Here is a 13,935-nt window from a genome sequence, read left to right on the forward strand (position 1 = left end):
GGGTATTTATGATAGAATGAATGCACGTGAGGTGACATTATGAAAAAGATTGAAGTTGTTGCGGCAGCGGTTGTTGAAAACCATAAGGTGCTCATTACGCAACGCAGCTTTGGGGAATTTGCAGGATTGTGGGAGTTTCCAGGCGGAAAAATAGAACAGGGTGAATCACATCAAGATGCCTTAATCCGAGAAATCTCTGAAGAGTTGGCTTTTGACATTCACCCCGAAACCCTTTTAATAACTGTTACCTACCAATACCCTAGCTTTCACTTAACCATGCATGTGTACGTATGCTCACGTGTAAACGGAATGCCTACATTGCGTGAGCACTCCGCCATGAAATGGGTCACTGTTTCCCAGTTGTCTTTGATTGATTGGTTACCTGCAGACATTGAAGTAGCACATAAGCTGATTCAAACGCTTGTTCACCCTTCAATAAAGTAGTAATACAAATCATCTTTAATCATTTGATTGAGCTTAAAGGTAAATCGGACGATGGGTAAGTCACTTCCGTTTGCATGGATCGTGGTTTGTTCATAATCCAAAACGGATAAAGTGCCTAAATAGAAGAAATACTTGTCTTCACCATCACTGCGTTTCACAAATAATAAGAGGGTATAACCCAGTGTCTGCGCATTGATGATGCTTTGAATTTCTTGTGATTCAAGGGTTCGCTTATTTCGACTCATCCAATTGAAATGTTCGCGGTCTAAAAAGTGATCGTCATAATCAATTGAATCTACAATATCGTGTGATTTTGAATAGGTTACAAAAATCGGAATGGTTTTTGATGCTTTATCTACTTTATATCCATAGATGGTTGATTGTTGGTTTGTATTCCAATTCAAAAGCCAACTGGCATCCTTTCGAGTGTATTGTTGTCCAACAACAAACCCTACTTCATCGTGATTGTGAAAGTGCGTGGTGTGTCGTAACAATGCATAATCCAAGTCATCCATAAAGTGTTTAGAGAATTCTGGATGAGTCAATGCTTCAGTGAGGCACTGACTTTTTTTAATAACATCTTTTTCAAGCGTAATGAGTGTCATGTTTTGATAGGGTTTCTTTTCCACATCGGTCAGAAACTCAAGCGTTAAAACGCGCAATATGGATTGTACTTGCTTGAGTGTCATTGCTTGATTAAGGGATTGAATCGGGATTGAATCGTGTGTGCATAAGGTTTTAAGCACCTTTAACTCAGCACATCGTTTTCCACTTGAAAGTTCCATCGACACAAAAGCAAGCAGCTTGTGTTGGAGTTCATTCAGTACGTCAAGGTCTTCTTTCATCCCTTGGTTTAAAAACTCATAATGCGAGCGATAACGGGTTCCACTGAATATCACTTGGGGATCAATTGACCCATTGGGTTCATAGTCTAATAGATTGGGAATCCGTCCAATGCGACTTTTGAGTGCTTCATATTCTTTCTTCAACCAATGCATCGAAGACAACTTTGTTTGATCAATTGCATTATAGATGCGTTGTTTGGTAATCTCATCAAAATCAATGGTTGATGTTCCTGGTATAAGACTGCTTCCTTCCATCACAAACTTACGCAAGGTGTTTTTGCTCATGCTTTTATCACCGGATAAGGCAATGGGAATTAGAAAATTATTTTTATAGTTCCCAACAAAATCAATCACAACTACAAAATCTTTCGATGCATTTTTTCTTAACCCGCGTCCTAATTGTTGGACAAATATGGTTGCGGACTGAGTGGGACGAAGCATCACAATTTGATTGATTTGTGGAATATCAATCCCTTCATTAAAGATGTCAACTGTAATGATATAATCCAAGTCTCCATCGTTTGATGTTAAGCGATGGATCGAATGTTCACGATATTGTTGGCTATCTGCCCCACACAGCGCAACCGTCCTGAGTCCTCGTTGATTTAAGGCAGCACTGAGCTTGGATGCCTCTTCATTTCTACTACAGAAAATAAGCCCTTTCACGCGGTCTCCAGAATATCCATAATACGTGGTTTTCTCAATAATCGCATCAACGCGGTGTTTGCTGACAAGCTGTGCAATACTTGCTTGGTCATCAATCACTTCCCCATTAAGGGTCACATCACTGACACCAAAATAATGAAACGGCGTTAACATGTTGAGCTGAAGTGCATCTTTCAGGCGTATTTCATAGGCAATATTATAATCGAACAATTCAAAGATATTAAACATATCAGAGCGTTCTGGGGTTGCACTCATGCCCAAGGTAAACTTTGGTGTGAAGTAATCCATGACTTTCTGGTAAGAGTTTGCACCACTGCGATGAGCTTCATCATAGATGATGTAATCGAAATGATCCGGTGCGAAGTTATGTAAGTTATAATCTTGACTGATTGATTGAATGGTTGTGAACACAATGTCCTTATCATAGTCTTTTTTACTTCCTGTGATAAAGCCGCTGGTTTTATCGGGCAGGACATGTTTAAAGGTTCGTTGTGCATCGCGCGCAATTTGTTCACGGTGTATGATAAACAAGACTTTATCTGCTTTCGCATTTCTTACATCAAAAGCCGAGAGGTAGGTTTTACCTGTCCCTGTTGCGGATATCAACAAGGCTTTGTTGACGTTTTCACTGCGTAATTTATCTAAGTTTCTCAACGCTTCACTTTGCATAACATTGGGTACAACAAACGGCTCTTTAGTGTCAAAGTGTGCCTTTAGTTTCGTTTCAATGATGCGTGATTCGTGGTATGCCTTTTTATAGTGTTCAATCCATGATGTATCCAAAATCTCAGCATCGTGCCACATTCGTTCAAATTCGGACTCTACATCACTGACGAGTTTTGAGTTTTGTTTTGTGGATACTTCAAGGTTCCATTCCCGATTTATCGCTAAAGCCGCTTGTGTTAGATTTGAACTGCCAATGATGACCTTACAATCATCACCATGGCCAAAGATATAGCCTTTGGTGTGGTGATCTTGAAGTGAATAAATGCGACATTCGATGTTTGGATAGGACATCAATTTTTCATAGACTTTGGGGTCATTAAAGTGTTGATAGGTTGATGTGAGAATGCGTCCCTTTATATTACGGTTTTGAAGGGAGAGGAGTTGGTTTGCAAGCATTGTGAGTCCGCCTTGAGTAATAAAGGCCACGCTGAAGTCAAACCGATCGCATTGAGCCATCTCATTTCGTATCACTTTCAATACCTTGGTCCCCTCAACATGATCATTAGATATAAACTCTATGTTTCTTAATTCCATCGCATTACCACCTAACCTTATCCGTATTATAATACCTTCTTATAAACCAGATTATATCATCATTGATCCAGGTTGATCAATGCGATAAAAGTGCGTCATTGAAAAAGGTTTTTTGTAAAAAAAACACCCAAGTCTCCATCTTGAGTGTTTTTGATTGATTTTATGTCTTCTTATAATTATGACAATATAAAGTTAATGATAAAGAGTATTGTTGAGATGTAAACAATTGGGTGAACTTTTTTGTAGTTCCCTAATGCCACTTCCACAACCACATAAGCGATAAATCCAAATGCTAAACCATTTGAGATACTGTATGAGAGTACGGTCATCATTAATGTAAAGAATGCTGGAATTGCATGGCGAATATCGGTCCATTGAATGTCTGCACATGCAGCACTCATTAATACTCCGACAACAACAAGTGCCGGTGCTGTTGCTTCTGATGGTACCACGCCAATGATTGGTGCAGCCATAATGCTGAGTAAGAATAATACGGATACCGTCATTGATGTAAGACCTGTACGTCCACCTTCTTCAATCCCTGCAGCACTTTCAACATAGGTTGTTGTGTTTGATGTACCAAAGATAGCACCCACTGATGTTGCGATAGCATCTGCAAACATTGCTTTATCCATCTTAGAAGAGAATCCTTTTCCTTCTTCAAGTGATTTTTCATCTTCTTCTGAGAAGATTCCGGTACGGCGTCCTGTACCAATAAAGGTTCCGATTGTATCAAATGTATCGGTTAAGCTGAATGCAAAGATGATTGGGAAGATTGACCAGAAGCTGTGATTTGTAAAGAGACTTCCAAGTCCTTCGCTTCCAAGTGCAACACCAAAGATATCTTTGAATTCACCAAATACTGAACTATAGCTTACGCCTTGAGTTGCAGCGGATAGATCAACGACTCCCATTGGAATCCCAATGATTGTTGTTAGGATAATCCCAATTAACATAGCACCCTTAACACGTTTAACCATCAATAGTACTGTGATTAAAAGTCCGCATAAGAATAATAGAACATTTGGTGAACTAAAGGATACAAGTGCTGGTACACCTGCATCAAAGTTAATGAGACCAACATTTAAAAGCCCAATATAAGCAATAAAGAGTCCAATCCCTGCACCAATTGCATTTTGTAGCGTTTCAGGAATCGCTTTTATGATATGTTTACGAATCCGTGTTACCGTAATGAAGATATTGATTAACCCACAGATAAATACAAGTGCAAGTGCTTCGTATGGTGTATAACCAAATTTCAAGACGACAGTATACGCAAAGAATGCGTTCAATCCCATCCCTGGTGCTTGGGCGTAAGGAACATTCGCAAATAATCCCATGACTGTTGTTCCTACAACAGCAGCTAAAATTGTTGCGATGTAAACACCACCCGCTGGTAGACCTGCATCTGACAGAATGCTTGGGTTAACAAATAATATATAAGCCATTGTGAAGAATGTTGTTAAACCTGCCAATACCTCTGTTGATACATTCGTACCATTTTCTTTCAATCTAAAGAATTTCTCCATTCCTTTTCTCTCCTCCTTGATTTATCAAGACCAAATAAAAAAAGATCGTAGAAAACGATCCCTAGATTGTTTTCAAAACGATTGTCAGAGCATTTACGGCGCTCTGGTAGAAACTACCTGCCCTTATTACAGGTATTAAATTTGGTTTTGTAAATACACGACTAGTATATAGGATACCTGTTCCTATTGTCAACTCAATCAATGAATAAAATCAAATATCATAAATTTTTTTAATAACAAAAGAAAAACCCAGTGTTTGGGTTAATCTTCCATAAGATGCTTTTGTACTTCTTTTGATAAATCCATCATTGTTTGCAAGAAAACCTTTGCAACCTCTTTCAAGGATTCATCCTTAACTCGCGCAACATTTTTCTCAATTACAATTGCTTCACGCTCTGCATTAAGAATTGGTAATCCGCGTTCTTTCTTGTATTCACCAACCCCACGTGCTACGTTCATTCGTTCTTCAAACAACGCAATTAACTGTTCATCTAATGCATCAATTTGATCCCGATATTTTTCTAATTCAGTCATAACTACCCTCCTAATCTTTCTTATTATATCAAACTTTTGAATTCTCACCACTTAAAAAGGGCAATTTCGCCCTTTCTCATGATTCTTTCTTCGATGCATCAATTGCAGCTTTGGTGCCGACAAATTCGGTGATAATCTCAGGAATATCAATGCCTGTACTGTGTTTTAATCCTTCAATCACACCCAAAGATGCGTTCACTGTATCGTGGACAAGTTTTTCAGCATTGCCTTCGCCAAACATCACGATCTTCTCGGTTTTAGACAATGGCTCTGCAGCTGCACCTACAACTGCTGGGAGTTGTTCTAAGAGCTTCATCGATAGACTCGCTTGATTGTATTGGTTTTGAGCTTGTGCTTTCAGTCGGATAACTTCCGCTTCCGCAATCCCAACTTCACGAATCGCTTCTGCACGTTTCATTTCCGCAATTGCTTCGCGTTCTACTTCAAACGCACGCGCTTCGGCTTCAGCTTTTCTTCGATAGAGTTCTGCTTCGGCTTCTTGTTGTGCTTTATACCGTTCAGCATCCGCTTGCTTTTCAATTTCTGCACGCAAGGCACGTTCTTTCACTTCAATTTCCATTTGTTTTTGCTCTGATTGACGCTCTGTACGTGCAATCTCAGCATTAATGGTTTCAATCTCAATTTGTTTACGTGCTGTTTGCTCAGAAATTGCATATGCAGCATCTGAGAGCGCTTGTTCACGGTCAGCTTCAGCTTTCAAGTTTGCACGTTTTATCGCAAGGGCATTTTGTGTTACTGAGATATCCGTTTGCGAACGAACTTCTGCAGAGTTTGCTTCAGCATTCGCATTCGATTGCGCAATTTTAATATCACGTTCACTGTTTGCGCGTGCAATTGCAGCCTCTTTTTGGATCTTTGTGACATTATCAATCCCTAAGTTTTCAATGACATTGTTGTCATCAACAAAGTTTTGAATAGTCAGGTTAATCACACTCAACCCCATATTTGAAAGCTCATACGCAGTACTTTCTTGAACATTTTGCGCAAATACATCCCGATTATGAACGAGTTGCGTGAGTTCCATTTGTCCAATGATTTCTCGCATATTCCCCTCAAGAACTTGTTGGGCGATGGTTGCGATATACGTCTTGTCTTTATTCAAGAAGTTTTGAGCAGCACGCTCAAGTGCATCGGGTTCAGAACTTACTTTCACGTTTGCGACACCATCCACACGAACATTAATAAATTCTCGGGTTGGAACGGATGATTCCGTGCGAATATCAACTTGGACTAAACTTAATTCAAGCTCATCTTTTCGTTCTAGATATGGAATTTTTATGCTCGCTTTTCCAATTACAAACTTTGGATTCTTTCGCATCCCCGATATAATAAACGCCTTATCAGGCGGTGCTTTCACATAGCCTGTAAATACAATAATCAAAACAACCAACGTTATCACGAATATGAATGCATAAAGTCCATATCCACTTAAAAAACTGATCATTTGGTTTCCTCCCTCATATGACTGATTTCATTATATCAAACAATAGATTATAACAGTATATTTATATAAATTATTGATAGAAAATTTCCCCCTATTAAATGTACATGTCGTGTTTATGGTCCTAAATGGGGATCTTCTATTATTTTCTCCCACAAAAAAAACTGTACACTAATCAAGTAGCTAACCGATTAATGTACAGCGATGGTTTGAGTCTTTAAATCCCGACGCGTTGATAAATGACATCGACATTTCTTAAGAAAAAGTTTAAATCAAAGCAAGCGTCAATGCCGGTCTCTCCCAATAGCTCCACAACACGGTCATTTTCATGAAGGAGTGTGTTGAAGCTTATCTTCTCACTGTATGATTTTTGTGAGAGTGGTTGAACAAGATCATAGGCCTCTTCACGTGATATACCTGCAACGTCAATTAGACGTGTCATGACGCGTTGGGCAAAGATAACACCATGGGTTAAGTTGATGTTTTCCATCATTTTATCTGGATAGACGACGATATTTTCCAACGTCTTTGCATAACGATTCAACATATAGTCTAATAGAATGATTGCATCTGGGAAGATGATTCGTTCTGCAGATGAGTGTGAGATATCGCGTTCATGCCATAAGGGGATATTTTCAAATGCAGGCGTCATATAACCACGGATAACCCGTGCACACCCTGCCATGTTTTCTGAGGTGATTGGGTTTCGTTTATGTGGCATCGCACTGGATCCTTTTTGACCCTTATTAAACATTTCTTCAGCTTCTGATACTTCAGTGCGTTGCAAATGACGAATTTCTACACCAATCTTTTCAATGGATGATGCTATGAGTGCTAGAGTTGCCATATAAAATGCATGGCGGTCACGTTGTAAGGTTTGTGTTGAAATATGGGTTGATTGAAGGCCAAGTTTCTCGCATACATAATCTTGGACAAAAGGATCTGTATTTGCGAAATTCCCAACAGCACCACTAATCTTACCTGCTTCTATATCTTTTGAAGCCATCTCAAAACGTTTAAGATGCCGGTTGAATTCGTCCGTCCATAACGCCCACTTTAATCCAAAACTGGTAATGTCTGCATGAATCCCATGAGTACGTCCAATGCATGGAACATCTTTATACTTGAGTGCATTGGCTTTGAGAACATCTCTGAATGCTTCAAGGTCTTTTCGTAAAACATCGTTGGCTTGTTTATACATGTACCCATAGGCTGTATCCACAACATCGGTACTGGTCAGTCCATAGTGAACCCATTTCTTTTCATCACCACAATGTTCTGATACGGCACGGGTAAATGCCACAACATCATGGCGTGTTTGGAGTTCTATTTCATAAATACGGTCAATCTTAAAGGTTGCATTCTTGTGTAACGCTTCAACATCTTCCTTGGGAATCACTCCCATTTCACTGAATGCTTCTGCTGCAAGTAGTTCTACTTTTAGCCAAGCATTGAATCGGTTCTCATCTGAGAATAACTGTGCCATTTCTTCACGTGAATATCGATTTATCATAAGCCCTCCATCTTTTATTTATTAATTCCATGGGTATTATAGCATTTTTAAACCCACAAATACCAAGTCGACATCTTTAAAATTGTATAAACATTGTGTGTTTACTGCACATTAAAGTTTCGATTATGACGCTTGATTTCTGACTCAATTAATTTCATCATCTTCTTCGTCTCATATTTTTTATCTTCAAACCAAAGATTCTCAATGATAAACGCTTTGGCTTTGTTTTGATTGGGTTCAACCCTTCCAATAAAGGTATCACCATACAATATTGGGAGCACATAATATCCATATTTTCGTTTATCTTTGGGTACATAGACTTCCCATGAATACTCAAAATCAAACAATAATTTAATCAAAGGGCGATCCCAAATAAAGTTATCAAGGGGCGCTATGAAGCGCAATTGTGGTTTCTCAAGGGGTGTATCAATGATTTCTAGCATGCGATGATAATCTTGGGTGTGAATATAAAAGGGGCGGTGAATGTCCTCAATCATGATTTCTGTAAGGCGTCCATCTGCTACGGCTTGATTCACAACCTGTTGGACTTTTTTCATATCGCGCATATAAAACCCTTGCCATCCTGCTCCTTTTTTCAGCCAATAAAGGCCCTGTTGTTTGATGCGCCTTAAAACATACCATTCAAAGAATTCGTCGAAACTAAGGGTTGGCTCATTCAATATTTCCATCGGAACGACATCTTCAATACGTGCAAAAAGTCGCACTGTTTTCTTGCGACTTGATATGCCAATTTTATCACGACACCATAAATGATGCAGGATGCAGTTTGCATAACTGGTGGACCACCACGAATGCTTTGCGCCACTGCCTGCGTTGAAATCTTTGGATGTGAATTCTGAGCCTGGGATAAATTGATTGTATATGTCTTCCATCGCATCTAAGGCATCGTGGTAGCCACGATTTTCCAGCACCTTTAGATCCATGGTTGCTAATGCATCCTTGACATAGGTGTATTTCTTCCATTCCTTCATAAGGTGAATCGATGATTCCTTATCAAAGCCATCCACGAGTTTCTTATCATTATAGAGTAAATCATACAACATCCCTCTTACATCCCCATTAAAGCGCGCATGTAAGACCAGTTCTGCATTCTTGCCTACGACATTGAGGGGGTCATTTTGGATTGAAGTGATGTGTTCAAAGAAGTTTAGGATGCCTTCTTTGTTTGTTCCAAATGCATCTAATGTATCCAGTCCATGATAGGATACCAGGAAACGGCGAATTTGTGCTTTTGTATAGTGTTCCATGATCTATGTTCCTTTTGAAACTAGTGTATCACATCAACACGCGCTTAGCTTCTCTTTTTTGACCAATCTTCAGGATTTTCTTTCCACTGAGTCAATGCTTCGATGTCATCGTGAGTTACATAGCCTTCTTGGGCTGCAGTCGTTACTAAATCTGTATAGTTTGAGATCGTGTAAAACGGGATGTTTGCATCACTAAAGTTCTTAATCCCTTTCTCAAGTTCATAGGTAAAGTTTGCGACAACACCCAATACATTACCCCCTGCAAGATTAATACTCTTACATACTTCGATACAACTACCGCCTGTAGAAATCAAATCTTCCACAACCACAACCTTTTCCCCGTCATTGAGTTTTCCTTCGATTTTATTTTCCTTACCGTGTGTTTTGGCACTGGAACGAACATAAATCATTGGAAGTCCCATTTCGTGAGCAACAAGGGCTGCTTGAGGAATCCCTGCAGTTGCGGTTCCCGCGATAACATCCACGGATTCGAAATTTTGTTTGATTAATTCAACGAGGTATTTTGTAATGAGTGTGCGTACGTTAGGAAATGCGAGTGTCACGCGATTATCACAGTAAATCGGTGCCTTGAGTCCACTTGCCCATGTGTAAGGATCATTTGGACTTAGGGATACTGCTTTAATGCTGAGTAATTGTTGTGCTAATTGTTGTGATGGATTCATTTTTTAAACTCCTTTACAATGCTACGGTATGCTTCAACTGGGTTTTGTGCTTCGGTGATGGGACGCCCTACAACAATAAAGTTAGACCCTAATTGTTTGGCATCAGCGGGTGTTGTTACGCGCTTTTGGTCATCTTGTTTGCTGTCACTCAGACGAACACCAGGTGTAATTGTTAAGAATGAATCGCCACATGCTTCATGAATCATCACTGATTCTAAGGGCGAACATACAACCCCATCAAGTCCTGCTTCTTTTGTTAATTGTGCGTAATGAACCACACTTTCTTGAAGGGATCCTGGGATTTGTTGGTCATGATTCATTTCTTCTTGAGATGTCGAAGTAAGTTGTGTTACTGCGATTAACAATGGTCGATCATCCCCCACTTTACCTGCTTCTAATCCTCGAAGTGCTGCTTCCATCATCCGTTTTCCACCCGATGCATGACAGTTCACAAGGTCTACATCAAGTTTCGCAAGCCCTCGCATTGTTTTCTCCACAGTATTTGGGATATCGTGACATTTTAAGTCTAAAAAGATACGATGTCCTCTTTGTTTGATTGTTTTGATGATTGAAGAACCTGTTTGATAATATAGCTCCATCCCAACCTTTACAAAAAGCGGTTCACTAAATTGATCTAAAAATGAGATTACCCGTGCTTCGTTTTCAAAATCCAATGCGATAATTACGTTTTCCATACATCTCCTCTTTTCCGTCCAAATAAAAATCCTCAGCCAAAGAGACTGAGGATGTTGATCATCGTACTACGAAAAGATGGATCAGACGAACCCTTCCAAGCCTCTCTGGACTTTAGTTAAAGGACATTCTTTATAAAGTTTACCGTCATTAGACTCCAATGTCAATCGAGTTTAGAGCATTCTTTCATGTAATCTTATGTATTTGTGATGTATATCATGCTGGTATCGTTGACTTTGAATAATTCTTTCAATCATTCACGAATAGATACTTATTTTTTATGAATGAGTATTGGATGGCGTGCTGCAAGAACATCGTCTACCCGTCTTACAGGTGTCGTGTATGGTGCATTTTGGATCCATTGTGGATCTGAAACTGCTTTTTGATAGATTTCCTTAAGCACTCGCACACCATGGTCAATGGTTTCTTTACTTTCCGTATCGTTTGGTTCAATCATGAGTGCTTCATGAACGATATTTGGGAAGTACATGGTTGGTGGATGAATCTTGTAATCAAGCAGTGCTTTGGATACATCTTTCGCTGTGAAGTTATGTTCATCTTTTTCACGTTGCAATGACACAACAAACTCATGCATGCAAATACCTGGATAAGCGACTTCAAATACGTCTTCAAGTTTCTTCATCATGTAGTTTGCGTTTAATACTGCACTGAGTGATGTTTCTTTGAGTCCGTCACTTCCAAGTGAAAGAATATAGGTTAAAGCGCGCATATTGGTTAAGAAGTTTCCATAGAATGCTTTCATGCGTCCAACACGAGTTGGGTTTTGTGATTGAATGGTCCACTGCCCATCTTGTTTCACAAGGGTACCATCTGGAAGGTAAGGAATGAGGTGTTCTTTAACACCTACTGGTCCTGAACCAGGCCCGCCACCGCCATGTGGTGTTGAGAAGGTTTTGTGTAAGTTCAAGTGAACCACATCAAAGCCCATATCACCGGGTCGTGATAAGCCCATGATGGCATTTAGGTTGGCTCCATCATAATACAACAAGCCGCCCGCATCATGCACGATGTTTGAAATCTCAGTAATGTTTGGATCAAACAGTCCCAATGTGTTTGGATTGGTCAGCATCAATGCTGCGGTTTCATCATCAACTAACGCTTTTAGTGCATCAAGATCCACCCCCCCTAAAGCGTTGGATTGAACGGATACTACTTCAAACCCTGCCATTACAGCACTTGCAGGATTGGTCCCATGTGCTGAGTCTGGAATGATTACTTTGGTTCGTTTTAGATCATGACGTTGGGTATGATATTGATGAATCAACAGCATGCCTAAGAATTCCCCTTGAGCACCTGCAGCGGGTTGAAGGGTAAATGCATCCATGCCTGTAATTTCACTTAAAGAATCTTGAAGCAGTCCCATTGCATTGAGCGCACCTTGAACGGTGGATTCCGGTTGAAGGGGATGAAGTTGTGTAAATCCTGAAAGTGATGCAACCTCTTCGTTTAATTTTGGATTGTATTTCATGGTACAAGATCCCAATGGGTAAAACACATTATCAACCCCGTTTGTTTTTAATGAGAGCCCAATGGTATGACGTACAAGGTCAATTTCTGCGATTTCTGGTAAATCAATGGGTGCAATTTTCTTGAACTTATCAGGAAGTGATGCATTGTGTCTTGATTTTGGCAATGATGCAGTTCTTCTTCCAGGTTGCGTGAGTTCAAAGATTAGTTTATCGCTCATGATACCACCTCCGCTAAAATATCAAGGACTTGATCTAAGGTGTCATCACTGATAACTTCAGTCACACACCACATCATTTCATCTTCAGCAAGCACAAGTCCCGCTAAGATGTTTTTTTCTAAGCACTTTGTTTCAATCAGTGATGCTTTGATTGGTGTTTTTGTGACAAATTCATGGAAGAATTCTTGGTCATATTTTAAAGTGAATCCCAAGGCTTCAAGTTTACTTTGGAAGTAATGAGCCTTTGAATAGGAGAGACTTGCAACCTCTTCAAGACCTTGAGGTCCAAGTGCACTCATATAGATTGCGGCTGTAAGTGCGCAATGTGCTTGGTTTGAACAGATACTACTTGTGGATTTTTCACGGCGTATGTGTTGTTCACGGGCTTGAAGGGTCAATGCAAAAGCACGTTTTCCATCAATATCTTCAGTTTGTCCAACAATCCGTCCTGGGAGTTTTCGAACCATTTTATCTGTGGTTGTCATAAAACCAAGGTATGGGCCACCAAAGGCGGTGCTTAAGCCAAAGGGTTGGGCTTCACCAACAGCAATGGTTGCATGATAATCACGCGGTCTTTTAAGCAGTCCCAGTGTCATTGGATTCACAGAGACGATAAATTGAATGCCTTTTTCCTTGAGGAAGGCACCAATCGTGTCCGTGTCTTCAAGGCATCCAAAGTAATTCGGTTGTTGGATTACAACACAAGCGGTTGTATCATCCACATTTGCTTTCAACCACTCTAGATCAATACACCCGTTAACACTTGGAATCGTGATCACTTCTGTAGAAAGGTGTGTGGTATAGGTCGTAAGTGTTTCAAAGGTTTCTGGGTGAATTGTTTGTGCAACCAGTGCTTTGACGCGTTTACGATCCAAGGTCATATTCACAGCTTCTGCTACGGCAGTCGCACCATCATAAACAGATGCATTGGAAGCATCCATACCCATGAGGTTTGAAATCATGGTTTGAAATTCAAAAATGGATTGTAAGACCCCTTGAGAGAACTCAGATTGATAGGGTGTATAGGTTGTGACAAACTCTTCACGTGATGCGAGGTGTTTCACAACACTGGGTATAAAGTGCCGGTATGATCCTGCCCCTCTTAATACAGTTTTAAACACTGTATTTTGATCTTGAAAGCCCACCATTTTATCAAGGACTTCCATTTCACTTTGTCCCAGTGGTAAGTTTAATTCTCGATTCAATCGAACACTTTCAGGAATGGTGCTGAGTAAATCAGACCATGTCAGTCCAACTTCCTTTAGCATTTCCTCCTGTTGTGCTTTTGTATTCACAACATAATGTGCCATGCGGTATCCTCCCTACTCTT

Annotated in this window: 11 protein-coding genes and 1 riboswitch; of the genes, 1 reads left to right on the forward strand and 10 read right to left on the reverse strand. The window is 40.0% G+C overall.

Going from position 1 to position 13,935, the window contains the following annotated elements; all coding sequences use genetic code 11:
• The first annotated feature begins 39 nt into the window (after window positions 1-39).
• Window positions 40-444 (forward strand): (deoxy)nucleoside triphosphate pyrophosphohydrolase, encoded by a 405-nt coding sequence (locus AOC36_RS10205; protein WP_067633932.1) that lies wholly within the window; start codon window positions 40-42, stop codon window positions 442-444.
• Here the strand turns inward: AOC36_RS10205 and AOC36_RS10210 are convergent.
• The 10 genes from AOC36_RS10210 to gcvPA all read right to left on the reverse strand — a co-directional run bounded on the left by AOC36_RS10210 (window position 426) and on the right by gcvPA (window position 13,915).
• Window positions 426-3,215 carry a DEAD/DEAH box helicase gene (locus tag AOC36_RS10210; RefSeq protein ID WP_067633934.1) on the reverse strand — a complete coding sequence of 930 codons (2,790 nt, stop codon included), beginning with the start codon at window positions 3,213-3,215 and terminating at the stop codon, window positions 426-428. The two genes, AOC36_RS10205 and AOC36_RS10210, sit on opposite strands and share 19 nt — an antisense overlap.
• Before the next feature lie 176 nt (window positions 3,216-3,391).
• A complete protein-coding gene (locus AOC36_RS10215; RefSeq protein WP_067633936.1) occupies window positions 3,392-4,744 on the reverse strand; it encodes an NCS2 family permease in 1,353 nt (450 codons plus the stop codon).
• 63 nt (window positions 4,745-4,807) lie between these two features.
• Window positions 4,808-4,907: riboswitch (purine riboswitch) on the reverse strand.
• 98 nt (window positions 4,908-5,005) lie between these two features.
• The gene (locus tag AOC36_RS10220) at window positions 5,006-5,278 is read right to left on the reverse strand and encodes a chorismate mutase (RefSeq protein WP_067633939.1); all 273 of its coding nucleotides are present in this window, start codon (window positions 5,276-5,278) and stop codon (window positions 5,006-5,008) included.
• A 76-nt stretch (window positions 5,279-5,354) separates the two neighbouring features.
• The gene (locus AOC36_RS10225) at window positions 5,355-6,743 is read right to left on the reverse strand and encodes a flotillin family protein (RefSeq protein WP_067633941.1); all 1,389 of its coding nucleotides are present in this window, start codon (window positions 6,741-6,743) and stop codon (window positions 5,355-5,357) included.
• A gap of 214 nt (window positions 6,744-6,957) precedes the next feature.
• On the reverse strand, window positions 6,958-8,253 hold the full coding sequence (gene purB / locus AOC36_RS10230; RefSeq protein WP_067633944.1) for an adenylosuccinate lyase: 1,296 nt from the start codon (window positions 8,251-8,253) through the stop codon (window positions 6,958-6,960).
• Window positions 8,254-8,354: 101 nt separating this feature from the next.
• Window positions 8,355-9,521: a DNA glycosylase AlkZ-like family protein gene (locus tag AOC36_RS10235; protein ID WP_067633946.1), complete on the reverse strand. Its 1,167-nt coding sequence runs from the start codon at window positions 9,519-9,521 to the stop codon at window positions 8,355-8,357.
• Window positions 9,522-9,565: 44 nt separating this feature from the next.
• A complete protein-coding gene (pyrE, locus tag AOC36_RS10240) occupies window positions 9,566-10,204 on the reverse strand; it encodes an orotate phosphoribosyltransferase (protein WP_067633948.1) in 639 nt (212 codons plus the stop codon).
• Entirely contained in the window at window positions 10,201-10,899 is a 699-nt protein-coding gene (pyrF, locus tag AOC36_RS10245; protein ID WP_067633951.1) for an orotidine-5'-phosphate decarboxylase, read from the reverse strand. The genes pyrE and pyrF overlap by 4 nt, the downstream gene beginning before the upstream one ends.
• Window positions 10,900-11,168: 269 nt before the next feature.
• The gene (gene gcvPB, locus AOC36_RS10250) at window positions 11,169-12,605 is read right to left on the reverse strand and encodes an aminomethyl-transferring glycine dehydrogenase subunit GcvPB (protein WP_067633953.1); all 1,437 of its coding nucleotides are present in this window, start codon (window positions 12,603-12,605) and stop codon (window positions 11,169-11,171) included.
• On the reverse strand, window positions 12,602-13,915 hold the full coding sequence (gcvPA, locus tag AOC36_RS10255) for an aminomethyl-transferring glycine dehydrogenase subunit GcvPA (protein ID WP_067633955.1): 1,314 nt from the start codon (window positions 13,913-13,915) through the stop codon (window positions 12,602-12,604). The genes gcvPB and gcvPA overlap by 4 nt, the downstream gene beginning before the upstream one ends.
• Window positions 13,916-13,935: the final 20 nt, after the last annotated feature.

The sequence above is a fragment of the Erysipelothrix larvae genome, from assembly GCF_001545095.1.
Classification (GTDB): domain Bacteria; phylum Bacillota_I; class Bacilli_A; order Erysipelotrichales; family Erysipelotrichaceae; genus Erysipelothrix; species Erysipelothrix larvae.